Annotated in this window: 26 protein-coding genes; 18 read left to right on the top strand and 8 right to left on the bottom strand. The window is 55.2% G+C overall.

The window, feature by feature from the left end; genetic code table 11:
- Positions 1–4 precede the first annotated feature (4 nt).
- From rpsE to P1U45_RS16190, 18 genes are all read left to right on the top strand, one after another.
- Positions 5–613, top strand: coding sequence for a 30S ribosomal protein S5 (rpsE, locus tag P1U45_RS16275; RefSeq protein ID WP_022695832.1), 609 nt, complete (start codon positions 5–7; stop codon positions 611–613).
- An 11-nt stretch (positions 614–624) separates the two neighbouring features.
- Entirely contained in the window at positions 625–816 is a 192-nt protein-coding gene (rpmD, locus tag P1U45_RS16270) for a 50S ribosomal protein L30 (protein ID WP_022695831.1), read from the top strand.
- A 40-nt stretch (positions 817–856) separates the two neighbouring features.
- On the top strand, positions 857–1,336 hold the full coding sequence (gene rplO / locus P1U45_RS16265) for a 50S ribosomal protein L15 (protein ID WP_293608370.1): 480 nt from the start codon (positions 857–859) through the stop codon (positions 1,334–1,336).
- A 115-nt stretch (positions 1,337–1,451) separates the two neighbouring features.
- Positions 1,452–2,795: a preprotein translocase subunit SecY gene (secY, locus tag P1U45_RS16260; RefSeq protein WP_366145014.1), complete on the top strand. Its 1,344-nt coding sequence runs from the start codon at positions 1,452–1,454 to the stop codon at positions 2,793–2,795.
- On the top strand, positions 2,792–3,409 hold the full coding sequence (locus P1U45_RS16255) for an adenylate kinase (RefSeq protein WP_293608369.1): 618 nt from the start codon (positions 2,792–2,794) through the stop codon (positions 3,407–3,409). Before secY ends, P1U45_RS16255 begins: the two co-directional genes overlap by 4 nt.
- A 164-nt stretch (positions 3,410–3,573) precedes the next feature.
- Positions 3,574–3,942, top strand: a complete 369-nt coding sequence (gene rpsM, locus P1U45_RS16250; RefSeq protein WP_022695827.1) for a 30S ribosomal protein S13 — start codon at positions 3,574–3,576, stop codon at positions 3,940–3,942.
- An 18-nt stretch (positions 3,943–3,960) separates the two neighbouring features.
- A complete protein-coding gene (gene rpsK / locus P1U45_RS16245) occupies positions 3,961–4,350 on the top strand; it encodes a 30S ribosomal protein S11 (protein ID WP_293617505.1) in 390 nt (129 codons plus the stop codon).
- 31 nt (positions 4,351–4,381) lie between these two features.
- A complete protein-coding gene (locus P1U45_RS16240) occupies positions 4,382–5,419 on the top strand; it encodes a DNA-directed RNA polymerase subunit alpha (RefSeq protein ID WP_293608367.1) in 1,038 nt (345 codons plus the stop codon).
- Positions 5,420–5,448: 29 nt separating this feature from the next.
- A complete protein-coding gene (rplQ, locus tag P1U45_RS16235) occupies positions 5,449–5,871 on the top strand; it encodes a 50S ribosomal protein L17 (protein ID WP_022695824.1) in 423 nt (140 codons plus the stop codon).
- 77 nt (positions 5,872–5,948) lie between these two features.
- Positions 5,949–7,403, top strand: a complete 1,455-nt coding sequence (locus tag P1U45_RS16230; protein ID WP_301059986.1) for a DegQ family serine endoprotease — start codon at positions 5,949–5,951, stop codon at positions 7,401–7,403.
- A 2-nt stretch (positions 7,404–7,405) separates the two neighbouring features.
- Positions 7,406–8,728: a replication-associated recombination protein A gene (locus P1U45_RS16225; protein WP_301059985.1), complete on the top strand. Its 1,323-nt coding sequence runs from the start codon at positions 7,406–7,408 to the stop codon at positions 8,726–8,728.
- Position 8,729: 1 nt separating this feature from the next.
- Positions 8,730–9,443 carry an RluA family pseudouridine synthase gene (locus P1U45_RS16220; RefSeq protein ID WP_301059984.1) on the top strand — a complete coding sequence of 238 codons (714 nt, stop codon included), beginning with the start codon at positions 8,730–8,732 and terminating at the stop codon, positions 9,441–9,443.
- Positions 9,440–10,150, top strand: a complete 711-nt coding sequence (locus tag P1U45_RS16215; RefSeq protein WP_301059983.1) for a hypothetical protein — start codon at positions 9,440–9,442, stop codon at positions 10,148–10,150. The genes P1U45_RS16220 and P1U45_RS16215 overlap by 4 nt, the downstream gene beginning before the upstream one ends.
- 57 nt (positions 10,151–10,207) lie before the next feature.
- Positions 10,208–10,591 carry a fluoride efflux transporter CrcB gene (crcB, locus tag P1U45_RS16210; protein WP_363258652.1) on the top strand — a complete coding sequence of 128 codons (384 nt, stop codon included), beginning with the start codon at positions 10,208–10,210 and terminating at the stop codon, positions 10,589–10,591.
- A complete protein-coding gene (locus tag P1U45_RS16205) occupies positions 10,588–11,586 on the top strand; it encodes an RluA family pseudouridine synthase (protein ID WP_301059982.1) in 999 nt (332 codons plus the stop codon). Before crcB ends, P1U45_RS16205 begins: the two co-directional genes overlap by 4 nt.
- A complete protein-coding gene (locus P1U45_RS16200) occupies positions 11,583–12,263 on the top strand; it encodes an HAD-IA family hydrolase (protein ID WP_301059981.1) in 681 nt (226 codons plus the stop codon). The genes P1U45_RS16205 and P1U45_RS16200 overlap by 4 nt, the downstream gene beginning before the upstream one ends.
- A 47-nt stretch (positions 12,264–12,310) precedes the next feature.
- Positions 12,311–13,045 carry an ATP12 family protein gene (locus tag P1U45_RS16195; protein ID WP_301059980.1) on the top strand — a complete coding sequence of 245 codons (735 nt, stop codon included), beginning with the start codon at positions 12,311–12,313 and terminating at the stop codon, positions 13,043–13,045.
- A gap of 83 nt (positions 13,046–13,128) precedes the next feature.
- On the top strand, positions 13,129–14,406 hold the full coding sequence (locus tag P1U45_RS16190) for a flavohemoglobin expression-modulating QEGLA motif protein (RefSeq protein ID WP_293608358.1): 1,278 nt from the start codon (positions 13,129–13,131) through the stop codon (positions 14,404–14,406).
- Positions 14,407–14,458: 52 nt separating this feature from the next.
- Here P1U45_RS16190 and P1U45_RS16185 read toward each other — a convergent pair whose 3' ends face one another.
- The 8 genes from P1U45_RS16185 to P1U45_RS16150 all read right to left on the bottom strand — a co-directional run bounded on the left by P1U45_RS16185 (position 14,459) and on the right by P1U45_RS16150 (position 23,867).
- Positions 14,459–14,842, bottom strand: coding sequence for an FKBP-type peptidyl-prolyl cis-trans isomerase (locus P1U45_RS16185; RefSeq protein WP_293608357.1), 384 nt, complete (start codon positions 14,840–14,842; stop codon positions 14,459–14,461).
- Positions 14,843–14,926: 84 nt separating this feature from the next.
- Complete coding sequence (locus P1U45_RS16180) at positions 14,927–15,403, bottom strand: hypothetical protein (RefSeq protein ID WP_293608356.1); 477 nt, start codon at positions 15,401–15,403, stop codon at positions 14,927–14,929.
- A 53-nt stretch (positions 15,404–15,456) separates the two neighbouring features.
- Positions 15,457–17,415, bottom strand: a complete 1,959-nt coding sequence (locus P1U45_RS16175; RefSeq protein ID WP_301059979.1) for an alkyl sulfatase dimerization domain-containing protein — start codon at positions 17,413–17,415, stop codon at positions 15,457–15,459.
- Positions 17,416–17,617: 202 nt separating this feature from the next.
- The gene (locus P1U45_RS16170) at positions 17,618–18,823 is read right to left on the bottom strand and encodes an acetyl-CoA C-acyltransferase (protein ID WP_301059978.1); all 1,206 of its coding nucleotides are present in this window, start codon (positions 18,821–18,823) and stop codon (positions 17,618–17,620) included.
- A gap of 232 nt (positions 18,824–19,055) precedes the next feature.
- Positions 19,056–20,591 (bottom strand): cryptochrome/photolyase family protein, encoded by a 1,536-nt coding sequence (locus P1U45_RS16165; RefSeq protein WP_301059977.1) that lies wholly within the window; start codon positions 20,589–20,591, stop codon positions 19,056–19,058.
- Positions 20,588–21,295 carry an SDR family NAD(P)-dependent oxidoreductase gene (locus P1U45_RS16160; RefSeq protein WP_301059976.1) on the bottom strand — a complete coding sequence of 236 codons (708 nt, stop codon included), beginning with the start codon at positions 21,293–21,295 and terminating at the stop codon, positions 20,588–20,590. Before P1U45_RS16160 ends, P1U45_RS16165 begins: the two co-directional genes overlap by 4 nt.
- A gap of 66 nt (positions 21,296–21,361) precedes the next feature.
- Positions 21,362–23,092, bottom strand: a complete 1,731-nt coding sequence (locus tag P1U45_RS16155; RefSeq protein ID WP_301059975.1) for a cation:proton antiporter — start codon at positions 23,090–23,092, stop codon at positions 21,362–21,364.
- A 115-nt stretch (positions 23,093–23,207) separates the two neighbouring features.
- Entirely contained in the window at positions 23,208–23,867 is a 660-nt protein-coding gene (locus tag P1U45_RS16150; protein ID WP_301059974.1) for a TorF family putative porin, read from the bottom strand.
- Positions 23,868–24,247 lie beyond the last annotated feature (380 nt).

Below are 24,247 nucleotides of genomic sequence, written 5' to 3'. Positions count from 1 at the left end.
GGTAATGGCTGAAGAAAGAAAAGGCAGCGGTGAAGGCCGTGGTCGCGGCCGTGGCCGGGGCAAGGACAAGCGCGAAGAAGAGCAGAGCGAATTCGTAGATCGCCTGGTCGGAATCAACCGCGTCGCCAAAGTTGTTAAAGGCGGTAAGAACTTCGGTTTTGCTGCACTCGTCGTAGTCGGCGACCAGAAGGGCCGTGTAGGCTTTGGTCACGGTAAGGCGCGTGAAGTTCCTGAAGCGATCCGCAAGGCAACTGACGAAGCCAAGAAGAAAATGATCCGCGTTCCACTGCGCGAAGGTCGTACACTTCACCATGATGGTCGTGGTCGTCACGGCGCTGGTAAAGTTGTCCTTCGTGCAGCGCCTCCAGGTACTGGCGTTATCGCTGGTGGTCCGATGCGTGCGGTTCTCGATGTTCTCGGTGTTCAGGACGTTGTTGCTAAGTCTCTTGGCACGTCTAACCCGTACAACATGGTCCGCGCGACATTCGACGCGCTCAAAAACCAAAGCAGCCCACGGTCTGTCGCTTCCAAGCGTGGCCTGAAGGTTCAGGACATTGTCGGCCGTCGTGCTGATGGTGCGTCTGAAGCGGGCATGGCTGACGCAGCGAACTAGGAGCTCTCGTTATGGCTAAAAAGACTATTACAGTTCGCCAGACCGGTAGCCCGATCCGTCGCAAGAATGACCAGCGTGCTACGCTGGTCGGCCTTGGTCTGAACAAGATCGGTCGCGAGCGTGAGCTGGAAGATACGCCGGCTGTCCGTGGCATGATTGCCAAGGTTCAGCACATGGTTGAAATCGTAGAAGACAAGGCCTGAGCCCGGCATTTAGCCGGTCTGCTCTGGTGAGGTTATCGACATGAAACTCAATGAACTCTCTGATAACACGGGCGCTGTACAAGCCCGTAAGCGTTTGGGCCGCGGTGTCGGCTCTGGCACGGGTAAAACCGGCGGACGCGGTGTCAAAGGTCAGAAATCCCGTTCAGGTGTTGCGCTTAACGGTTTCGAAGGTGGGCAAATGCCTATCTATATGCGTCTTCCGAAGCGAGGCTTCAAAGCGCCGAACACCAAAAAGTACACCTGGGTTAATCTCGGCCGTATCGCCAAGGCGATCGAAAGCGGTCAGATTGATGGCAAAGCTGAAGTAACTGAAGAAGTCCTGGTGACATCCGGCGTTCTGCGTCGTTCACGTGATGGCGTACGCCTTCTCGCGAAGGGTGATACACCTAAAGGTCTGAACATCACCGTTACTGGCGCGTCTAAAGCGGCGATCGAAGCTGTTAAAGCTGCTGGCGGAAATGTCACAGTAACAGCTCCGTCTTCCGACGAATCTGAATAAAGCCTAATTTCAGGCTTCACAAATCAGTGCCAAGTGCCGATTTAAAGGCCTGTTGCATTTGGCAGCAGGCCTTTTTGCATTATGACTTGGGCCGAACGGGTATAAGGAGGCGCGTGTGGCGTCAGCGACAGAACAGCTTGCGAAGAATATGAGCTTTGAAGCTTTTGGTAAGGCCAAAGAGCTTCAGCAGCGTATTCTCTTTACTCTCGGTATTCTGGTGGCGTATCGCCTCGGTACCTATCTCCCGATCCCCGGCATTGACCCGGCTCAGTTCGCGATCATGTTCCAGCAACAGCAAAGCGGTATTCTGGGCAACCTGAATATGTTCGCGGGTGGTGCGATCGAGCGCATGGGTATCTTTGCGCTGAACGTCATGCCCTACATTTCCGCGTCGATCATCATGCAGCTCATGACGACGGCGTCGCCATCGCTTGAGCGCCTGAAGAAAGAGGGCGAGACGGGCCGGCAGCAGATAAACCAGTATACGCGCTACCTGACGGTATTGTTCGCGCTGGTTCAGTCCTTTGGTATCTCTCAGGGCCTTCAGGAAGCTCGTATGGACGGCATGTCCTCGATCTTCTTCACGGTCTCGACCGTTGTAACCATGACGGGTGGTACACTTCTCCTGATGTGGATGGGTGAGCAGGTAACATCCCGCGGTGTAGGAAACGGTATCTCGCTGATCATTTTTGCGGGCATCGTCGCAGAGCTTCCAAAAGCCATTTTCAATCTGGTGACATCCAGCTACTCAGGCACAATGAGCTTCCCGTTCGTTGCGGGTATCCTGCTTATGGCGATCGCGATGATCGTATTCATCGTCTTCATCGAGCGTTCCCAGCGCCGGATCCTCATTCAGTATCCGAAACGCCAGCAAGGGAATCAGATGCAGCAGGGCCAGACGAGCTTCCTGCCGCTCAAGCTGAATACCGCCGGTGTTATCCCGCCGATCTTCGCTTCTTCGCTTCTGCTTCTGCCGGCGACGATTGCCAACTTTACGATGGGGGCAGACGGTTCTGCGCCTTCGGGCATTCTCGGCACCGTCGTTGCGCTGCTCGGCCCTGGCCAGATCGGCTTCATTCTTCTCTATGCGCTGATGATTATCTTCTTCGCGTTCTTCTACACGTCCATCGTGTTCAACCCGGAAGAGACTGCGGACAATCTGCGTAAATATGGTGGCTTCGTGCCAGGTATCCGTCCTGGTAAGCGTACTGCCGAATATCTCGACTTCGTCCTCACACGACTCACAGTGATTGGCGCGGCTTACCTGACCTTTATCTGTCTCCTTCCGGAGATCCTCAGGGCACAGGTGCCGAGTATTCCATTCTACCTTGGTGGTACATCGCTTCTTATTGTTGTTTCTGTGACTATGGATACAGTAACACAGATTCAGTCTCATCTGGTGGCGCACCAGTATGAAGGCATGATCAAGAAGTCTCGTTTGGGGGGTAAAAAACGATGAACCTAATCCTGTTCGGACCACCGGCGGCGGGTAAAGGCACACAGGCAAAACGTCTCGTTACTGAGCATGGGTTCATCCAGCTCTCTACAGGTGACATGCTTCGCGCCGCGCGCAGTGCAGGCACAGAACTCGGTCAGCGAGTCGCTGCAATTATGGACTCAGGACAGCTCGTGTCTGATGAGATCGTCATTGAACTCATCGAAGACCAGCTGGATACACACAAAGACGCACCAGGCTTTATCTTTGACGGCTTTCCCCGGACTGTTCCACAGGCCGAGGCGCTCGATAAGACGCTCGCCAAGCGCGATCAGGAGATCGATTGCGTCATTCGCCTCCGCGTGGACGAGGAAGCTCTCCTCGACCGCGTGACGAAGCGTTTTGAAGAGCAGGGACGTGAAGACGACAACCCTGAGACCTTCAAAAAACGAATCGATGCGTACAACGCGCAAACAGCTCCACTGCTGCCAATCTATGCTGAGCGTAAGAAACTCTCAGAGGTTGATGGCATGGGTAGCATCGAAAAAGTCGCTGCAGAGATTGATGCCGCACTGGCAAAGCAGTCTGGCGACGAAAAAAAAGGGTTCCTCTCGAAGCTTCTCGGGGGAAATAAGTAACCTGTAAGTAAATTGTGTCTGGGTGCCACTCAGCTATTGACGTGGCCACTCAGACACGTATAAGACGCGGCTTCTGCGAGTCATGGGCGCGTTTTGTACAGGCGATTAGTCATCGCAAAATCACCTAATGTCTCGGATCAATAAGTTTTAAACGGAGAAGTAGCTTGGCCCGTATTGCTGGCGTCAACATACCGACCAATAAGCGCGTTGAAATCGCGCTCCGTTATATTCACGGGATTGGCCCGGCAATGGCCAAGGATATCTGTGAAAAAGTCGGTATTACATCGGATCGTCGCGTCGCTGACCTGACAGATGCCGAAGTCATTCAAGTTCGCGAAACAATCGACGCGGATTACCTTGTAGAAGGTGACCTGCGTCGCGAAACAGCGATGAACATCAAGCGTCTTATGGACCTTGGTTGCTATCGCGGTCTTCGTCACCGTCGCGGTCTTCCAGTTCGCGGACAGCGTACGCATACAAATGCGCGCACCCGCAAAGGTCCGGCTAAGCCGATCGCTGGTAAGAAGAAATAAGGCTGGGAACCAAGTATTATGGCTAAAGACACTACTCGGGTTCGCCGTCGCGAACGGAAGAATATCACTTCCGGTATTTGCCACGTGAACTCCAGCTTCAACAACACGATGATCACGATCTCTGACTCCCAGGGTAACACAATTTCCTGGTCGTCTTCTGGTCACATGGGTTTCAAGGGCTCTCGTAAGTCTACTCCGTACGCAGCTCAGATGGCTGCTGAGGATGCAGGCCGCAAAGCTCAAGAGCACGGCATGCGTACACTCGAAGTGAACGTACGTGGTCCGGGTTCCGGCCGCGAATCAGCTCTTCGTGCGCTTCAGAACGTTGGTTTCACAATCACATCTATCCGTGATACGACTCCGATCCCGCACAACGGGTGCCGCCCGCCAAAACGTCGCCGCGTATAACCCTACCTCCCCAGATCTGAAGGAATTCGCGATGTCAGGCTCAATTGCCGTCGTCAACGACAAAAACTGGAAAGAACTTATCCGTCCTGCTCGCCCTGTTGTTGAGCACGGATTTGACGCTCTCCGTAAAGCGACTCTCGTTGTAGAGCCGCTTGAGCGTGGCTTCGGCACGACGCTCGGTAACGCGCTTCGCCGCGTTCTTCTGTCTTCTCTGCAAGGTTCGGCTATCACCGGCATGCAGATTGACGGTGTTGTGCACGAGTTCTCTTCAATTCCTGGCGTTCGTGAAGACGTCACAACCATCGTTCTGAACCTCAAGCAGGTTGCAGTTCGCATGGTGTCTGACACAGCTAAGCGCATGACGCTCCGCGCAAGCGGTGCTGGCGAAGTGAAAGCTGGTCAGATCGAGACAACTGGTGACGTTGAAATCCTGAACCCTGATCTGGTCATCTGCACGCTCGACGAGGGCGCAGACGTTCGTATGGAGTTCACGGTCGACACTGGTAAAGGCTATGTGCCTGCAGAGCGTAACCGCGCTGAAGATTCTCCGATCGGTTTCATTCCGATTGATGCAATTTTCTCTCCGGTTCGCCGCGTTGGCTACCGTGTGGAAGACACACGTGAAGGTCAGGTTCTCGACTATGACAAGCTGATGCTTGACGTTGAAACTGACGGTTCGATTTCTCCGGAAGATGCAGTTGCTTACGCAGCTCGTATTCTTCAGGACCAGCTGCGTCTCTTCATCAACTTCGAAGAGCCAGATGACAAATCTGAGCAGGACGACGAGCCGGATCTCGGCTTTAACCCAGTCCTTCTCAAGAAGGTTGATGAGCTTGAGCTGTCTGTACGCTCTGCGAACTGCCTGAAGAATGATAATATCGTTTATATCGGTGACCTCATTCAGAAGTCTGAAGCCGAAATGCTTCGTACGCCGAACTTCGGTCGTAAGTCTCTGAACGAGATCAAAGAAGTGCTCGCCGGAATGGGCCTGCACCTCGGTATGGACGTACCAAGCTGGCCGCCAGAAGATATCGAAGGCCTGGCCAAAAAATACGAAGATCAGATCTAACGGCGAAGAGCCGATAAGGAAGTTTAGTCATGCGTCACGGACTCGCACATCGTAAACTCAACCGCACGTCAGAGCACCGCAAAGCGATGTTCGCTAACATGGCGTCGTCTCTGATTGAACATGAGCAGATCGTGACGACTCTGCCTAAGGCGAAAGACCTGCGTCCAATCATTGAGAAGCTGGTTACTCTCGCTAAGAAAGGTGACCTCGCTTCCCGTCGTCGCGCGATTTCTAAACTGCGCAATGTTGAGATGGCGAAGAAACTCTTCGACGTGCTCGGCCCTCGCTATGAAGAGCGTAACGGTGGTTACGTTCGTGTGATGAAAGCTGGCTTCCGTCACGGCGACAATGCGCCTATGGCTGTTATCGAATTCGTCGAACGTGACGAAGACGCTAAAGGCAAAGGTGACCGTGAGCGTGTCGCAGCTGAGCTCGAGCTCGCTGACGACTAAGCACTGCTGAATTTGGAGCGGGTCTTGCAGTTTGGCCAGAAACCGCCCAAATCCGGACATGGTCGGAGGGTTTACTCATGATCATGACACGACACATAAATAAAATTCTTCTAGCTTTGAGCGCGGCCCTGGTCGCGCTCGCTTGTCTTCTGCTTCTGCCGGTTATGACTCCGGCAAATGCGCAATTGCTTCCAGAGAGCCGCGAAGACATTCAGATGTCTTTTGCGCCGCTTGTCCGCGAAGCGTCACCGGCTGTTGTAAACGTTTATTCCGAACGTCTGGTGCGCCAGTCGGCCAATCCGTATTCCGGGCATCCTTTCTTTGATCGCTTCTTCGGGCCGAATTCTTTTGGCGTGCCGCAAGAGCGCGTCGAGTCATCTCTTGGTTCAGGCGTGATTGTAGGCGAGGACGGCGTCATTGTGACGAACAATCACGTGGTTCAGGGCGCTGACGCGCTGCGCGTCGTACTGTCCGACCGCCGTGAGTTCGAAGCAGAGCTGGTCCTCGCTGATGAGCGTACAGACCTTGCTGTTCTGCGCATCGATCCTGAAGGCGAAGTGCTGCCGACGCTTCAATATGCAGATACGCGCCTTGTTGAAGTGGGTGATCTCGTACTGGCGATTGGCAACCCTTTTGGTGTCGGCCAGACAGTCACCAGCGGCATCGTGTCTGCCACGGCGCGTACAGACGTCGGTATCTCTGACTATGCGTTCTTTATTCAGACAGACGCAGCCATCAATCCGGGTAACTCGGGCGGGGCGTTGATTGATAACGCCGGTCGGTTGGTTGGTGTGAACACCGCCATTTTCTCTCGCTCTGGCGGGTCAAACGGCATTGGCTTTGCCATTCCTTCTGAAATGGTGCGGCGGATTGTTGATTCCGCCATCAATGAAGGCCGTGTAGTGCGTCCCTGGGTTGGGCTGCGCGGGCAGGCTGTTACGGCAGAGATTGCACGCTCAATGGAACTGGAACGCCCGGGCGGGCTTCTTGTGACCGAAATCTATCCTGATGGTCCTGCAGATCTCGCAGGACTTCGTCGTGGTGACTTGCTCCTAAAGTTTGATGGCCGCGATGTGTTTGATGAGAATGGTCTCCGCTTCCTGTCTGCGACTCTCGCTACGGGCGACTCAGCGCCGATCAGTATTCTCCGTAATGGTGAGCAGCGTACGCTCAATATGACGGTCACAGCGCCTCCTGGTGCAACGGATGCCGAACTTATCCTTCTGGAAGGTGAGAACCCGCTTTCGGGCGCAGAGGTCGCGAACCTGTCACCTGCGCTGGCAGAAGAACTTCGCCGCGACCCGTTTGATGAGGGTGTCCTCGTAAACCGCATCGTTCGCCGGTCTTACGCGTACCGCTCTGGTGTGCGACCGGGCGATATTGTCATCGAAGTGAACGGTCAGGCCATCACAACAGTCGAAGAGCTTGAGGAGGCTCTCAATGCTGAGGCTGAAGACGGCAGCAAGCTGCGTGTCTGGCAGATCGCTGTCGACCGTAATGGACGGCGCCTGTCACAAAGTTTCAGGCTCTAGGCGTGAGCGACCTCTTTCAGGCAGCCGGATTAGATAAAAGCGCGCCTCAGCCTCTCGCTGAGGCGATTCGGCCTCAGAAACTCTCTGAGGTCGTTGGGCAAGACCATCTGATCGGTGCGGACGGGCCGCTAGGGCGTATGATTGCCTCCGGTCGCTTGTCATCGGTTATCCTCTGGGGGCCTCCGGGTGTCGGGAAGACGACCATTGCTCAATTGCTGGCGGACGGTACCGGACTGCATTTCGAGGCCCTTTCGGCTGTCTTCTCCGGCGTGAAAGACCTGCGTACGGTTTTTGAAAAAGCAGAACACCGCCGCTCCATGGGGCAGGGAACGCTGCTCTTCGTCGATGAGATCCACCGTTTTAACAAAGCCCAGCAGGACAGTTTTCTTCCGTATGTCGAGAAGGGTGTTGTCACACTCGTAGGCGCGACAACAGAAAACCCAAGTTTCGAGCTCAATGGCGCGCTGCTTTCGCGATGTCAGGTGCTCGTGCTTGAGGCGCTGGAGCGTCCATCGCTCGACAAGCTCATCGCACGTGCCGAGGCGCATATGGGTGATCCGCTGCCGCTCACGCCTGAGGGCGTTGACTACCTCACCGGTATGGCGGGAGGTGATGGCCGGTATTTCCTTGGCATGGTCGAGGACGTCTATCGCTATGCAGGCAATCGCGGAACGCTAAACCTCGCGCAGCTGAAAAAGCTCGTGACCACACGTGCTGCCGCTTACGACAAAGCGGGCGAGGGGCATTACAATCTCATCTCGGCGCTCCACAAATCGATCCGTGGCTCTGATCCGGATGCGGCCATGTACTGGCTGATGCGGATGCTGCAGGGCGGAGAAGACCCTCGCTATATTGCGCGGCGTCTCGTTGTGATCGCGAGCGAAGATATCGGCCTTGCCGACCCGACCGCGCTTATGGTCGCGTCCGAAGCAGCGCGTACGTTTGAACGGCTAGGCATGCCCGAGGGCGAATACCCCATTGCGCATGCCGTGATCCATCTGGCGACAGCGCCCAAGTCAAACGCAGTGAAGATGGCGATCCAGAATGCCAAGCTGGCTGCGCGTGAGACGGGGCATCTCAATCCGCCAAAGCATATCCTGAACGCACCGACGGATATGATGAAAGATCAGGGATATGGCGATGGCTATATCTATGACCACGACACAGACCATACCTTCTCCGGGCAGCATTACTTTCCGGAAGGCGTAGGTCGCTTGAAGATATATGATCCTAAAGGTGACGGACGCGAGAAAAGCATTCGGGAGAAGCTTAGGTATCTCGAAGACTTGCGCGACCGCCTACAGAACCGGCGAGGGAGCCGCTAAAATGAGAAACCGTGAAACCGTCTGGCTGACGGACGAAGAAAAAGATTTCGTCCATTCCTTCCTGATCGAAGAAGATGACGACATCCTCGCGTTCAACAAACCGGCAGGACTGCCGTGTCAGACGCGTAAGACTGACGACCAGACATTCGACAAGCTTCTCTGGGCGTTTGCGAAGTCCAACGGCAAGCGACCGCGCATGGTGCACCGACTTGATGCGGAGACTTCAGGCATCATCATCGCGGCGAAAACACAGCCGGCAGCGGCCGCGTTGTCGCGTGCATTTGAAAACCGTGAGATCAAGAAAACCTATCTGGCTCTCGTGCCGGGCAATGCCAAGCGCATGACGCGGGTCGATAGCCCGATTGGAACCATCCGTCTTGAGCACGGTATGCAGATTTCAGGCATTGGCGGGCAGGCGGACGTGAAGGACGTTAAACCGGCACTGACTCGCTTCCACACGCTTGCAGTGCAGGATGGTGTCAGTCTGATCGAATGTCGTCCGGAGACCGGTCGTATGCACCAGATCCGTATTCATCTGGCACATGCCGGCTTCCCGATCTTTGGCGACAGTATTTATGGCGATGGCGACAGCGCCTCTCGTCTCATGCTCCATGCGCACCGAATTCAGGGGCCACACCCGATTGGCGGACAGTTTGATTACACTGCGCCAGCGCCGCCCGAGTTTGAGGGCTTTGTGGGTGGCGGCCACGCATGATCGTATCGGCCGGTGCATATTTCTCCGGTCCAATGGCAACTGCAAAGCACGCAGAAGCGTTTCTGCGCCTCACAGAGACGCTTGCGCCGCTTTCTGCGTTCAACGTGACGCTGACTGACTGCGACACCTCTCACGAGCCATATGACGATGATCAGGGGCCTTTCAGAGACGAGGGGACCTTCATCGCGGACCAGTGGGCGCGGCCGATCATCATGGGCAGCCAAGACACTGGCGCGTTGTACCATCCAAGCTTGCAGCGCTCGAGCCCTTACCTCGATAGCTTCGTCATGCATTCAGAAGGGGCGTCGTCTCTGTCAAACTGGGCGATGGAGGGCAACTATTCTGCATCGACTGATTATGAGGCGTATTATGAGGGACTTTTGCGGGCGGGGCTGGTCGTCGCAGCAGAGTTGAGCCTCAGCATTTCAGGCTTGTCCTGTTATCTGAATTCTCCGCCCTTCAAACCGGATGAGTTTCCCGTGGCGTCAGGAGCGGGATGGGCGCTGACGCTGGGCGGTGATTTGAAGCGATATATGCCCGCAACCAGTCTTCGTGCTGCAGGCTTTGATGTGCACACGTCGGGCGACGCAATCACGGCAACCGTGACGCGGCGTCTTGCAGATGTGCTGTCGGACACGTCTGCCTATCTGACGAGAAGGCGGATATTTATGTCGCTATTCCCGAAAGGCTTCTTCCGCGAGGGGTGAAGTGGTGTTGATCTCATTGCTCAATCCTGCAGACTGGGGCAGAGAGACACCATGTTTATACAGCATCTCATATTTGCGGCGGTTGGCGGCGCAATCGGTTCTGCGCTGCGCTTCAGCGTAGGGGCCGCGATGCTGCGATTTATGGGGCCGGGCTGGCCCTGGGGCACTTACACCGTGAACATCGTCGGATCGCTGCTCATGGGGCTGGTGATCGGATGGTTTGCGCATAAGAGCGCTGCTGGCGCAGGTGGCGCACAGATATTTCTGGCGACTGGAATTCTGGGCGGTTTCACCACCTTTTCCGCGTTCTCGCTGGAAACGGCACGCATGGTAGAAAGTAAGGCTTACACTCAGGCTGCGCTTTATGCCGGAAGTTCTGTCATTCTTGGTGTCCTTATGGTATTCGCCGGCCTCTTCATCATACGAAAGGTTCTGATGTGAGCGGAGAGGTTCAGCTCATCGAGGTGAGCTACGAGGAATCGGGCGCCCGTCTCGATAAATGGTTCAAGCGTCGCTATGCGGGCGTGACACAGGGGCAGGTCGAGAAATTCCTGCGCACGGGACAGATCCGTGTTGATGGCGCGCGCGCGAAAGCGAACACTCGGCTTGAAGAAGGCCAGATGGTTCGTGTGCCGCCTCTGCCGACCAAAGAAGATCTCGACAAGGCGAAAGAGAGACGCGCCAAGACGGTGTCTGCCAAGGACGCAGCCTTCATTCGTGACATGCTCATCTATGAAGATGACGACATCATTGCGCTGAACAAGCCGATGGGGCTGGCCGTGCAGGGTGGAACAAATACGAACCGCCATATTGATGGGATGCTGGATGCACTGATGAAAGGCGAGCATCGCCCGCGTCTGGTACACCGTCTGGACCGCGACACGTCAGGCGTCTTGCTGATCGCCAAACATCCACGTGCAGCGTCTGAACTCGGTGACATGTTCCGCGACCGCACGCTCAAGAAAGTCTATTGGGCGGTGTGTGCAGGCGTACCGCATCCGATCCGCGGGCAGATTCGTAGCTGGATGGTCAAAGGCACTGAAGGCGCTGACAAAGAGCGTATGGTCCCGGCTGTCCAGTCCGAGAGAGGGTCCCAGCACGCCATTACAGAATACTCGGTGATTTCGACGGCAGGTCAGAAAGCAGCCTGGATGGCGCTGTCTCCGTTGACAGGGCGCACCCACCAGCTCCGCTTCCACATGGAAGAGACCAAGAACGCGATCATCGGCGATCCGAAATATCCGGGCCGCCGCGAGCCGCTGAACGGTCTGGCGGACGGTCTGCACCTTCACGCGCGGGCGCTCGTTATTCCGCGTAAGAACGGAAAGGACCTGACCCTGACCGCGCCCCTGCCGCCTCACATGATGCAAACCTTCAAGACGCTGGGCTTCCTGCTGGAAGAAGCAGGCAAGGACCCGTGGGAACCGTTTGAATGAGCCTGAGGCTGGTTGTCTGGGATATTGACGGGACCATTGTTGATAGTCGGAAGGTCATTCAGAATGCGATGACCGCCGCGTTCGAGAATTTTGGTCTGACGCCCCCCGAATATGACCGCACCCGCCAGATTGTCGGGCTCGGGCTTGAGGATGGGTGTCGCATTCTTGCGCCAGAGGGCATGTCCGACAGAGACGTTGCTGCGCTGGCTGAGGCTTATAAGAACGCCTTTGTGGCGCATCGCACGCAGAACCCTGATTTCCGCGAACCGCTCTATGACGGCGCGGTGGAGCTTCTCGAGGCGCTTGCCAATCAGAATTGCCTCATGGCGGTTGCGACCGGCAAATCCCGTCGCGGTGTAGAGGCTGTCTTCGGTATGCATGATCTTGGCCGGTATTTCGATACGATCTGGTGCGCTGATGATGGGCCGGGCAAACCGAACCCTTTCATGGTCGCCGAATCCATGAAAGCGGTCGGCGTAGAGCCTCAGCAGACTGTTATGGTAGGCGATGCCATTCACGACATCCATATGGGCCGATCTGCTGGCGTGGTCACACACGGCGTAAGCTGGGGCTTTGGTGAAACGCATGAGCTAGAAGCCGCTGAAGCGCATCACATCCACCATGAGATGGACAGCCTGTCTGACGCATTGCTGACATTTGCCCGCGTCGAGGCGTGACAGAGTGAGGGGGTGACCCTTGCTCAGAATTCTGTATAGAGGCGCGCATGACTAATGGATCTGCTCTCAAAAAGCCGAAGCGCTTTTATAAAACTGTCTCTGTCTCTGAAGGCGAAACCGGCTGGCACGTTGAACTCGACGGTCGCACGCCTGTAACGCCTGCCAAGCGCAAGCTGGCGCTGCCGACGCAAGCGCTCGCTGTTTCCGTTGCGGAAGAGTGGGAGGGGCAGATTGAAGAGATCGATCTTCCAACCATGACGCTCACTCGCATGGCCAATGTTGCGCTCGACCGTACGCCTGACACGCGCGATGCCTTGATCGCTGAAGTGCAGAAGTATGCCGGTACTGATCTGGTCTGTTACCTCGCGGAGGGCCCTACAGAGCTCCGTGACCGTCAGGAAGGGCATTTCCGTCCGCTGCGTGATTGGGCAAGCCGTGAACATGGTGTGCTTTTGATGCCGACTGAGGGCGTTATGAATGCACCTCAGCCGCCTGCCAGCATTGAGGCGATTGGCGCTTATGCTGCAGGCAAGAACGATTTCGCACTTACCGGTCTTGGCATGGCGCTTGGTCTCTACGGGTCCGCAATACTGTCTATGGCTGTTGCCGAGCAAGAGCTTACAGCGCTTGATGCCTACGACATCTCCATCATTGATGAGCTCTGGCAAATGGAGCAATGGGGCGAAGACGAAGAAGCGCTTCAGAGGATTGGTGGTCACCGCCGTGACTCGCTCGCGCTCGGGGCCTGGTTTGAAGGTCTGTCGACTGGTGTCATTGCGTAATTTCTGATTGCGGCGGACCCTTTGCTACCCTAAATGCCGATTCAGCTTTGACCATGAAGCGGCTCATTTGGGATTTGCATTGATTGCCTGAGTTTTCCGAAAAAGAACTGGACCGGCTCGACCGGGCCGCGACCCTGCTATTTGAGGCCGAGGACCGGCTTCCTGTTCTCAAGTCTACGAACTGGGATCGCAGCGTAGCCGACGCATTCTTCGCGGCAGATGCTAAGGAGCTTCCCAAGCCTACATACACTCGCATTGATCCGCATCCATCGGTCGAGCGCGTTAAGGCTGCGCGTGAGCTGATCGACGGTGATAGTGCTGTCCATGAGTGGCTTTTGCGCCTGTGTGAGACAGGCGAGCAGACGGCTGCCATGCTGGCGTCTATCGGCACTGCCGGCTTCTGCGTGTTCTCCAACGAGCTGTATGGATCTCCGCAGCAGCCGATTGCCGATGGCAATGTCACTACGCTTGATCTTGCGCGCCGCCTTGATGGGCTGCTGTCTGAGTTCGACGAAGGCACGCTGAAGCTGGAAAAGCCGGTCGTCCTTACCGCGCAGCAATTAAAAGCGCAGCTGGACGCCGAGCTGCCTGAGCATTTTGGCAAAGATACGCCTGAAGTGATCGTAACAAGCGAGGTCTCTGCCAAGGCAGCAGCGGGGCGCGACTATGTGAAGCTTCGTGAGGATGCCAGCTTTTCTGATCTCGATTGCTCGCAGTTGCTTCAGCATGAAGCGCTGATCCACATTGCGACAGGCTTTAACGGCAGCAGGCATGACCGTTTCCAGATTCTGGGTGAAAGCCATCCGGGCAATGCGCGCACTCAGGAAGGGCTGGCGGTGTTCGCCGAGTTTATTACCGGCTCAATCGATCCACGCCGTTTCCGCCGTCTGGCTGACCGCGTCATCGCGATTGATATGTCGGCGAATGGCGCAGACTTTATCGACCTCTATAATTTCTTCCGGGAGAAATCGACGCGCGACGCGCCGTTTGAGGCTTTTGAGAGCGCGCGCCGTATTGTGCGTGGTGGCCTTGTCGACGGCGGTGCACCCTTCACGAAAGACGGTGTTTATCTCTCCGGACTGGTAGAGGTGCACTCTTATTTGAGAGCGGCGATCCGCGCCGGTGATACGCGCCTGATAGAGTTATTGTTTGTTGGTAAGATCGACCTGCAAGACCTTGAGGCTATGGATGTTTTAGCTCATCAGGAATTGATCAAACGTCCGCAGTTCATGCCGCCATGGGCGAAAGATGCGCGTTATCTGCTGGCGTATTTATCGTACTCGACCTTCCTCAACCAGATTGATCTGGGGCAGGTCGCGGCGCGTTATACTGATCTCATCAACGCGCAAGCGCTAAGATAATAAAAAAGGCGACCTATGAGAGGTCGCCTTCTGAATTCCGGATCAATCGGGCTTAGCCGACTTTGATCAGCTCGACGTCGAAGACGAGGGTCGCGTTTGGCGGGATCGCGCCCGGTGCGCCACGTGCGCCATAACCGAGCTGGGACGGGATCACGAATTCGTACTTCGCGCCTTCCTGCATCAGTTGAACGCCTTCAGACCAGCCTGCGATGACAGCGTTGAGCGGGAACTCAATCGGCTGACCGCGCTTGTAAGAGCTGTCGAATTCTTTGCCGTTTACGAGGCGACCAGCATAGTGAACTTTTACTTTGTCGCGAGGGCCCGGCTTATAGCCTGTGCCTTCTTCCAGTACGCGGTACTGAAGACCTGAAGCGGTGACAGTTACGCCGTCTTTTTTTGCATTCTCATCCAGATAGTCGAGATCAGGATTACTCATAAGTGCTTCCTCAATTTATCTTTTGGCGCTTCCTGCACGGTTTGGCGCAAAAGGTAAAGTCGGGAGGGGAATTATGAATGTCTTCTAACGAAGGATACCTTCTGAAATCAGCTGGTTGGTGGCGTGCGCATGGGCTCCTACAAAGCTGCGAACAGACTTTCCCACGAGGGGGTTGAGCACGACATTCATCGTCTTCACGCCGTGTTCGTCCTCCTGAACAATCCCGGCTTCGATCAGCTTGTTGATCTTACGACGCACGAGTTCGCGGTTGAGGCCGGTCGCGTCGGCAACAGCACGGCGGGAGATGGAATGGAAGTGTGAGGCGTCAATGTTGGCGCCGACCTTGGTCGAGTGAATATCTATCTCTCCGGGGTGACGGATCAGGCGCTGGACCGAAGCATTATTGATGGTCGCCAGGATCAGAATGGACGCAGCATCTAGGCCCGTATTCTGGCCCATCTGGCGGGCAATTTCCAGGAACACGTTCATCACGTGATATCCGGCAAACCGCAGTTTTTCATCCAATACGTCCTGATCGACATTGAGCTTACCGGTGGCCATCGCATCGCGTCCTTTTGAAAAGAGCCGGCTTGAAGGGCCGGCTCTCTGGTTCCTTAAGGGAGAACGATACTGAATGGTTCGGGATTGCCAACAACTTCCATGCTGTCCATGAGCCCTTCAAAGGCGGACAGGTCACCATCTACAGAGATTGTGCCTCGTTCGATGAATGGTGCGGCCGGTTGGCCATTGAACAGGATAGCCATGAATGCCATTCGCGGCATTGTCAGGGTGACGTTGGCGTCATCATCTACGCTGGTTTCGTGCACGAGAACCGAATTTCTGAGGCTCAGCAGGTGTGATTCCTCGCGATCGGTGAAGTTGAAGCGAACGGACACGGCGCGCTCGCCGGCGCGGGCCGGATCGATCTTTGCGGCGAGGATGTCGAACAAGTCTCCGCTCGGCGTCGCTGCGAGGAAGTCACCGGACATAGCAATCGCTGCGCTCGCCGGTGGAGGCGTGATCACTTCCTGAGCGCCGGTTAGATACATGTTCCGCCACAGCATACCTTCTGCCTGATAAGCCATCTGCTCAAAGGCTTCGGCCAGCAGCTCGCGTGCAGGCATGTTGGAGGCATCGTCGAATACAATGTGACTGGCGAGCTGTGCTGCCCAGCGATAATCGCCATCTTCATAGGCGGATTGAGCAATGTTGAGTGCTGCATCTGCCCCGCCCATTGCTTCCACATAGCGAGAGCCCGCTTGTTCAGGAGGCAGAGGGTTGAGGTTCGCCGGATTGCCATCATACCAGCCCATATAGCGCTGATAGACGGCTTTGGAGTTGTGGCTCATCGTGCCGTAATAACCCCGATTGAACCATTGGCGCGCCAGAGACGGAGGCAGCTCGATCTGCTCTGCTATTTCCATTTCGGTCAGGCCCTGATTCATCAGGCGCACGCTCTGGTCATGTAGAAATTTATACGCGTCGCGGTGGGAGGACATGTAGTCGTAAATGTCTTCGTGTCCCCAACGCGGCCAGCCATGCGAGGTGAAGACAACGTCTGCTTCATCGCCCCACAGGCGCAGAGATTCTGTGAGGTAATCGGCCCAGGCCAGCGAATCGCGAACAAGCGCTCCACGTGGTGTGAGCACATTATGCATGGTCGGGTTGGCATTCTCAGCGAGGCAAAGCGCATTGAGTGACGGGAGAAAGAAGTTCATCTCTGCCGGTGCTTCGGCGCCAGGTGTCACCTGAAAGACGAACTCCATGCCATCAATGGTTAGTGTTTCACCGGTGTCGTTGATGGAAATGGTCGGAGGGATAAGGGTGCGGTTACCGTTTGCGATGCCCGCGCCAATGCCATTCCCGGCATGGCCTGTCGGACCAGCAGGGATGCGGCGGGCGAACTGATAAACAGCGCGGCGTCGCATGGCAGGGCCGACGAGCAGGTTTTCAGACACGGCATGATCCATAAATCCATGCGGTGCGATAATCTGGGTACGTCCGGATGAAACGTCTTCTTCTGTCACAACGCCTTTGACGCCGCCGAAATGGTCGACATGGCTGTGGGTGTAGATGACGGCATGGACCGGTAGGTCACCGAGTTCCTGACGAACGAGCTCCATCGCTGCAGCGCCGGTTTCCCGCGATAGGAGGGGATCGACAATGACAAATCCTGTGTCGGTCCGGATGACAGACATGACTGATAAGTCGAATCCGCGAACCTGCCAAAGCCCCGGAACAACCTCGTACAGGCCATGCTGACGGAGCAGCTGAAGATGGCGCCAAAGGCTTGGATTGACTGTGTCGGGGACGTCGCCCTCAGCGAAGTCATAGGCAGAAAGATCAAGGACTGTCTGGCCCGATTCTGTTGTAATGAGCGGGTTTTCGCGCGTCGCGATGAAGCCGCGCGCTGCGCGTTCGAAGTCAGCATCATCGGAAAAAGGTAAGGTTTCGGCAAATGCCTCATTATAGGCGCGGGTCGCGTCCGTGGCTTCCTGAGCCGCGAGCGGGGCGGTTGTCATTGCGCCGACGAGGGCAGGAAGGAGGAGGTGTCTGAGTTTGAGGGCTGTCATGTTTCTTCCCTTTATGTTTTCAGAGAAGATCGATGGAAATCAGAAATTTCGCCAGTGGCTAGTGACACATTTTGTGTCGCGGTGCGAGTAGGATGATACTCTTCATTCTGGAAAGGCAGACGTTTCGAATTCGATGGTCACCAGAATAAAAAAGCCCGGAGCAGATGCTCCGGGCTTTTGAACTTCATATGAAGCGCAGGGCTTAGAAGATCTCGAAGAGACCAGCAGCACCCATACCGCCACCGATACACATGGTGACAACACCCCATTTCGCACCGCGGCGCTTACCTTCGAGAAGGAGAGAGCCTGTGCAACGTGCGCCAGTCATGCCGAACGGGTGACCGATAGAAATAGACCCGCCATTGACGTTGTATTTCTCTGGGTCGATGCCGAGACGGTCACGGGAGTAGAGACACTGGGACGCGAAAGCTTCGTTGAGCTCCCACAGGTCGATGTCGTCAACTGTCAGGCCGTGACGCTCGAGGAGACGTGGAACGGCGAAGACAGGGCCGATACCCATTTCGTCAGGATCGCAACCAGCAACGTTGAAGCCAGCGAAGCGGCCGAGTGGCTCTTTGCCCTGACGTTCAGCTTCTTTCGCTTCCATCAGAACGAGCGCAGCAGCACCGTCAGAAAGCTGGGATGCGTTACCCGCTGTGACGTACTTGCCTTCTTTAACGACCTGGCCGTTCTTGAAGACAGGCTTCAGGCCAGCCAGAGATTCAGCAGTTGTACCCGGACGGTTACATTCGTCGCGGTCACAAGTGACTTCCTGGAATGTTTCTTCGCCTGTTTCTTTGTTGACGAGTTTCATCATCGTTGTGAGCGGAACGATCTCTTCAGCCATTTTACCAGAAGATTGGAATTCAGCTGTACGCGCCTGAGACAGGGCAGAGTATTCGTCCTGATACTCACGGGAAACGCCGTAGCGGTCTGCAACGATTTCAGCTGTTTCGATCATGGTCATCCAGATGGCTGGCCATTCTTTCATCAGCTTCTCTTCTGTGTAGTTAGAGCGGTTCATGTTGCCAGAACCGGACACGAGAGAGATGGATTCAACGCCGCCGCCGATAGCAACCGGAGCGCCTTCGCTTTTGATTGTCCATGCAGCGTTTGCAATAGCTTGCAGGCCTGAAGAGCAGAAGCGGTTGATTGTTGCGCCAGACGCTGTGGACGGGCAACCAGCCCAGAGTGCAGCATTGCGTGCAACGTTGTGGCCTGTTGCGCCTTCTGGCTGCGCACAGCCGAGGTAAACGTCTTCTACAACACCAGGATCAATACCAGCACGCTCCATAGCGCCTTTGATCGCTGTACCGGCCATTGTGATGCCGTGTGTGTTGTTGAAAGAACCACGACCGGCCTTCGCAAGGCCAGTACGTGCGGTGGAAAGGATTACTGCGTCACGCATATAGTTTTCTCCCTCGAGTTATGGCGCGACCCTACAGCCTGAAAACAGGCATGACTAGTTGCCGCTCGCGTTAACTAGGGCTTTGGAAGAAAATCGCAGGAAACGCAAGAAAAATGCGCGCGAGGCATAACATACCGGAATAGAATGTCTGAAATTCCCTCCAGGAATAAATCTGGAGGAAATTTTTGCTTACCTAACGTCAATCGAATGGGCTGTGATCACTTGAGCATAACTACAACGTGTCGAGAGACGACAGATAGTGCTCGGCCCGTTCCAGATATGCACTTCGTTTCTCGGCGCTCATGCGATCCCATGTGGAATAGGCGCGGTTGATACGGCCATTGTCTTTCAAAGTCTCACGGTTCTCAATCAGGAAGTGCCAGTAGAGCGAGTTGAAGGGGCAGGCACCTTCTTCGGTCTTTTTTGAGACTGCGTACTGACAGTCGCCGCAATAATTCGACATCTTATTGATGTAAGAGCCGCTGGCTGCATACGGTTTCGACGCCAGAAAGCCGCCATCAGCGTAAAGCGCCATGCCGACGACGTTCGGGGCTTCTACCCATTCAAAGGCGTCTGCATAGACCGCCAGATACCATTCATGGACTTCGAATGGATCGATACCGGCAAGAAGCGCGAATGTGCCGGTCACCATCAGGCGCTGGATGTGGTGCGCATAGGCTTCATCGCGCGTCTGGCTCACAACGGAAGCCACGCATTTCATCTTTGTATCAGCGCTCCAGTAGAAGTGGGGCAGGGACCGTGTCGCGCTGAAGCCGTTCTTTTTTACATAGTCATCGCCCACCATCCAATAGATGCCGCGCACATATTCGCGCCAGCCGATGATCTGACGGATGAAGCCCTCAACCGCATTGATCGGCGCTTTGCCGTCGTGAAAGGCCTTCTCAACCCGGCGGCAGGTTTCCAGCGGGTCCAGAAGCCCGACATTGATGTAGAAAGAGATCAGGCTGTGATAGAGGAATTTGTGCTCGATCAGCATCGCGTCCTGATAGTCGCCAAAGCAGGATAGGGCGTCTGATATGAAGTGATCGAGGGCCTTTTCAGCATCGTCGCGGGTGGTGGCAAACCAGAAGCCCTCAAGCTTGCCGAAATTGTCCGGAAATTCTTCTTCCACGAGCTCCATAACGTCTTGTGTAATACCGTCCGGCTTGAACCTCATGCGCTTTGGGATGAAGAGGTCATCTGCCGCGGGCTTGCGGTTCTCTGAGTCGAAGTTCCAGCGCCCGCAGGCAGGATCATCTCCCTCCATCAGAATGCCGGTTTTTTTGCGCATCTCGCGATAGAAGTATTCCATGCGCAGGGATTTTCGCCCTTTAGCCCAGTTCTGGAACTCTGCGGTCGAACAGACGAAACGGTCGTCATCTGGCATCTCAAAGGCGCATTCTGCCTGCGCGCCCCAGCCGCGTATGGATTTAAGAACCCGCCACTCGCCAGGCTCTGTCATGATGACTTTATCCGGGGACAGACGTTCGACGGCGCGGGTCAGTTCGCCGGAAAGGCTTCCCGCATTATCGGCGTCTTTCAGCTCTGTGTATTCGACGGTCCATCCTGCATCGCGCATCTCCGCTGCGAAGTGGCGCATGGCAGAAAAGATGAAGGCAATCTTCTTCTTATGATGTTTCACATAAGACGCTTCATCCATGACCTCGCACATAAGGATGGTGTCTTTTTCCGGATCGGCATTTCGTAGAGACGATATCTCAGGTGAGAGTTGGTCGCCGAGAATAAGGATCAGATTACGCGTGCTCACCAGACGATCTCCTCGCCGGCATAATCGAAGAAGCCACCGTTCTGAGCGGGCGTCAGGTTTGAGAGCACGCTGAGAAGATTCGCCGCGCATTCGTCTGCGGTATGGGTGAAGCGGTCGCGCGCAAACGGACGCGATAGGTCGCTTTCAATCGTGCCGGGGTGAAGCGACACACAAACGGCCTGGTCGTTCTTCCGTCCAAGTTCGATTGCCGCAGTGTGCATGATCTGGTTGAGGGCGGCTTTCGAGGCTCGATAGCTGATCCAGCCGCCAAGCCCGTTATCACCTATCGAGCCTACGCGTGCAGATAGAGATGCGACGGTGCATGGCGCATTACGTGGGAGGAGGGGCATGAAACCAGCGAGGGCCAGAGCCGGTCCCGCTGCGTTAATTGCAAACTCTTCTGACAGACTTTCCGGCGTTAGCTGACTGAAGGCTTTCTCAGGTGAGGCGCCATCTGATGAGGCAAGGATTCCGGTGGCGATAAACAGAAAATGGATGTCGCCCAGTTCGGCTTTTAGCTGCGAGGCCGCATCCTGAAGAGATGCCGGAGCACTATAATCGACGGACAGCTGTGTGGTTCGTGAGAGACCTACCGCGTTCGCGCAGCGTTTATCCGATTTCAGCTGTTTAAGAATGGCTGCGCCAATCTCTCCCGTGCTTCCGATCACAACGGCATTGTACCCTTCGGGTAGTTTTTCCAGCATTCCAGTATCCTCTCCACTCTTACTACGCGTGAGGGTGGGAAGAGGATTTCAGAAACAGCAGAAAATCTAAGCTGCTTCGGTGGTTTCCGGCGTGCTCGCAGTGGCTTCGTCACGCCCAAGCCGTTCGATTTCTGCACTTGTCCATTCGTCAATGCGCTCTTCGGAGACATCCAGAGTACGAAGGACTTCGCCCGCGAGGGCGATGGAATCCATGGAGGTGCTGCCAAGGTGGGGGTGCATACCCAACGACATATGACGTGCATGGTCCTCGACCGTTTCCACGACAACAAAGCGCTTAAGTTTCGGGAAGCGTTCATTCACCTCAGTCGTCAGGCTTTTGGAGACGGTGTAGTTTGGAAGGCCTAGCACGAGAGCTTTTGCCTGCATGGCATCCAGCGTGCTCAGCATACGAAAATCGGATGCGATCCCGAAGGTCACTTTATATCCGTCGGATGCGGCCGCGATGAACCGTTTCGGATCATTGTCGAGCGCGACATGAGGAATGTTCAGATGCAACAGAGCGTCAGCGATGATCCGGTTGCTTGGTGTCATGCCAAACAGGATGGCTTCAGGCTTTTCCTGCACCTCCTGAGCCCCGTTGCGGGTCGTGCCCGTGATAATGCCTTCGGCAAGCTTTTTCGCGATGCGTCGGGAAAGTTTAATGCCAAGTCCTGCCCATGCCGGCGCCAGTGCCAGTGAGAGTGCCGTCGCGCCAACCAGAATGGAAATCCAGTTGCCAGGCGTGCCGACACGAACTGCGGCGAGCGACAGGACAACGAGCGTGAACTCCGACGCCTGAGGCAATAGGAATGCGAGGCGGGTCGCGCCCGGCAGGTTCCACTTATTGATGCGCGCCGCCAGGAAGATCATCACGGTTTTGATCAGCATGATGCCCAGTGCGACGGCAATGACCAGAAGTATGTTCGAACCGACTGAAGGCAGATCGATCATCATGCCGACATTCACGAAGAAGAAGCTGATCAGCAGGCCACGGAACGGAGAGACTTCCGTCTGGATGGAGTGACGGAATGGACTATCAGCGATGGCCATCCCTGCGAGAAACGCACCCAGCGTCAATGATAGCCCGATCGCGCCGGTCGCCGTCGCAGCAGCCACCACAATCAATACCGTTGTCATGGTGAAGATTTCCGGCACCTGAGCCGATGCCAGAATGCGAAAGAGTGGGCGTACCATGTAACGGCCGATCAATGCGGCGGCTATGAAGGCCAGAATGGATTGTCCTGCGGCGATGCCCATAGCCGTTGCGAGGCGTGCAGGGTCTGATTCCAACGAGTTTGCGAAAATCAAAAGGAAGATCGCGACGACATCCTGAAAGACGAGCACGGCGACCGACGACCTGCCTGCCGGACAGGTGTTCAAATCCCGCTCGCCCAAAATCTGTGTGACCACGGCGGTGGAGGAGAGAGCTAGCGATACGCCTATGGCGATGGCTACAGGTATGCTGATGTTTAGCATGATTGCGCCGCCGATAAATACGAGCGCGCAAATGGCCATTTGAAGCGGAGCGAGGAAGAATATATCTCGCCGGCTGTTCTTCACTTCGTTCAATGAGAAGTGCAGGCCGATATCAAAAAGCAGAAAGACAACGCCCATTTCAGCGAGCAGATGGGTCACGTCGCCTTCTTCTATGGCATTCAGGCCGTACGGGCCGATTGCCATGCCGGCGACAATGTAGCCAACCATAGGGCTGAGCTTCAGAGCTCTGGACGTTAAAGCGGCAACGGTACCTGCTCCTAAAAGGGCAATAACAGGCTGTAGCGCTTCAACTGGTGTCATGGATGATCCTGATTTCTTAGAGTGTAAGTCTTTGTTTCATATAATAACGCCAACAAAAAGGCCGGGTTCATAAGAACCCGGCCTTCTGTTTCAAACCTGCGTGTGCAGGAAGAAATTACAGAGCTTTAGACACTGTGAAGACGAATGCGTCGTCAGCACCAGTGATGTCTGTGTCCCAGTAACGGAAGTCGAGGTCGAGACCAACTGAAGTTGCGAGAGTCGCACCAACAGAGAATGTTGTGTAGTCGCCACCGCCATCGAAGGAGTAGTTACCAACAGTTGCGTCAACACCGAGTGTTTCTGTCAGAGCGTAACCAGCTGCTGCTTCGACGTAGATGTTTTCGTTGTCTGGATCCCAGTAGATGTAACCAGAGAGGCCAACGCCTGCGCCGAGCTCAGTAGAGAGGCCGCCGTAGAGTTCTACGAAGTCATAGTCCAGACCAGAGGAGTCTGGGTAAGCGTAGTAGATCAGACCGATGTCGAAGCCGACGTTTTCTGTCAGATCACCAGCGAAACCTGCGTAGAAGTCCCACTCGATGTTTGTGTCTGCAGAGTCGTTGAAATCAACGTTAGAAACCCAAGTACCGGCATAGAAGCCACCAGACTCGAGGTCGAAGCCGCCAGAGATAGCCATGTCGCCATTCGTCTGGGATACACCACGCCAAACGTAGTCAGTAGAAATAGCAACGTTACCGCTTACGGAAACTTCTTGTGCAACAGCAGGTGCTGCGATTGCGAGGCTGGCAGCGCCAGCAAGCAGAATTTTACGGATCATTATGTTTCCCCATGTTTTTACAAACCGCACGCCTAGACGCACAAGCATGTGGCACGGACAATAACCTTAACTGCGCTAAAGTCACCGCGTGATACCTCGATGCCTGAACGCAAATTGTTAATCGGGGGCCTGTTCAGCAAGTACGTTTGTTGCTGCCTGATTGAAAATATTCAGTGTGCACAAGACGTAAGCACCAAAAATTCGAATTGGTCACAGATCGTGCGCATTTACCTTTCAGAATTTTGGTGAATATTTTGTGTCAAATCGTTGCAAATTTGACACAAAATATCCGGCGTTTCTGTAATTTATGTAATGAAAAGAGTGTTGTGAGTGACCGCTTTCAGGTGATTTTGTGTTGCTTTCTTGCAACGATTGCGAAT

Origin of the sequence: Ponticaulis sp., from assembly GCF_029210165.1 — a bacterium.
Classification (GTDB): domain Bacteria; phylum Pseudomonadota; class Alphaproteobacteria; order Caulobacterales; family Hyphomonadaceae; genus Ponticaulis.
This window is presented reverse-complemented; position numbering and strand designations above follow the sequence as displayed.

Bases quoted from the DNA above. Each gene is read 5' to 3' on its own strand.
- rpsE (WP_022695832.1), top strand. From the start codon at position 5: ATGGCTGAAGAAAGAAAAGGCAGCGGTGAAGGCCGTGGTCGCGGCCGT.
- rpmD (WP_022695831.1), top strand. From the start codon at position 625: ATGGCTAAAAAGACTATTACAGTTCGCCAGACCGGTAGCCCGATCCGT.
- rplO (WP_293608370.1), top strand. From the start codon at position 857: ATGAAACTCAATGAACTCTCTGATAACACGGGCGCTGTACAAGCCCGT.
- P1U45_RS16255 (WP_293608369.1), top strand. From the start codon at position 2,792: ATGAACCTAATCCTGTTCGGACCACCGGCGGCGGGTAAAGGCACACAG.
- rpsK (WP_293617505.1), top strand. From the start codon at position 3,961: ATGGCTAAAGACACTACTCGGGTTCGCCGTCGCGAACGGAAGAATATC.
- P1U45_RS16240 (WP_293608367.1), top strand. From the start codon at position 4,382: ATGTCAGGCTCAATTGCCGTCGTCAACGACAAAAACTGGAAAGAACTT.
- rplQ (WP_022695824.1), top strand. From the start codon at position 5,449: ATGCGTCACGGACTCGCACATCGTAAACTCAACCGCACGTCAGAGCAC.
- P1U45_RS16230 (WP_301059986.1), top strand. From the start codon at position 5,949: ATGATCATGACACGACACATAAATAAAATTCTTCTAGCTTTGAGCGCG.
- P1U45_RS16220 (WP_301059984.1), top strand. From the start codon at position 8,730: ATGAGAAACCGTGAAACCGTCTGGCTGACGGACGAAGAAAAAGATTTC.
- P1U45_RS16215 (WP_301059983.1), top strand. From the start codon at position 9,440: ATGATCGTATCGGCCGGTGCATATTTCTCCGGTCCAATGGCAACTGCA.
- P1U45_RS16200 (WP_301059981.1), top strand. From the start codon at position 11,583: ATGAGCCTGAGGCTGGTTGTCTGGGATATTGACGGGACCATTGTTGAT.
- P1U45_RS16195 (WP_301059980.1), top strand. From the start codon at position 12,311: ATGACTAATGGATCTGCTCTCAAAAAGCCGAAGCGCTTTTATAAAACT.
- P1U45_RS16185 (WP_293608357.1), bottom strand. From the start codon at position 14,842: ATGAGTAATCCTGATCTCGACTATCTGGATGAGAATGCAAAAAAAGAC.
- P1U45_RS16180 (WP_293608356.1), bottom strand. From the start codon at position 15,403: ATGGCCACCGGTAAGCTCAATGTCGATCAGGACGTATTGGATGAAAAA.
- P1U45_RS16175 (WP_301059979.1), bottom strand. From the start codon at position 17,415: ATGACAGCCCTCAAACTCAGACACCTCCTCCTTCCTGCCCTCGTCGGC.
- P1U45_RS16170 (WP_301059978.1), bottom strand. From the start codon at position 18,823: ATGCGTGACGCAGTAATCCTTTCCACCGCACGTACTGGCCTTGCGAAG.
- P1U45_RS16160 (WP_301059976.1), bottom strand. From the start codon at position 21,295: ATGCTGGAAAAACTACCCGAAGGGTACAATGCCGTTGTGATCGGAAGC.
- P1U45_RS16155 (WP_301059975.1), bottom strand. From the start codon at position 23,092: ATGACACCAGTTGAAGCGCTACAGCCTGTTATTGCCCTTTTAGGAGCA.
- P1U45_RS16150 (WP_301059974.1), bottom strand. From the start codon at position 23,867: ATGATCCGTAAAATTCTGCTTGCTGGCGCTGCCAGCCTCGCAATCGCA.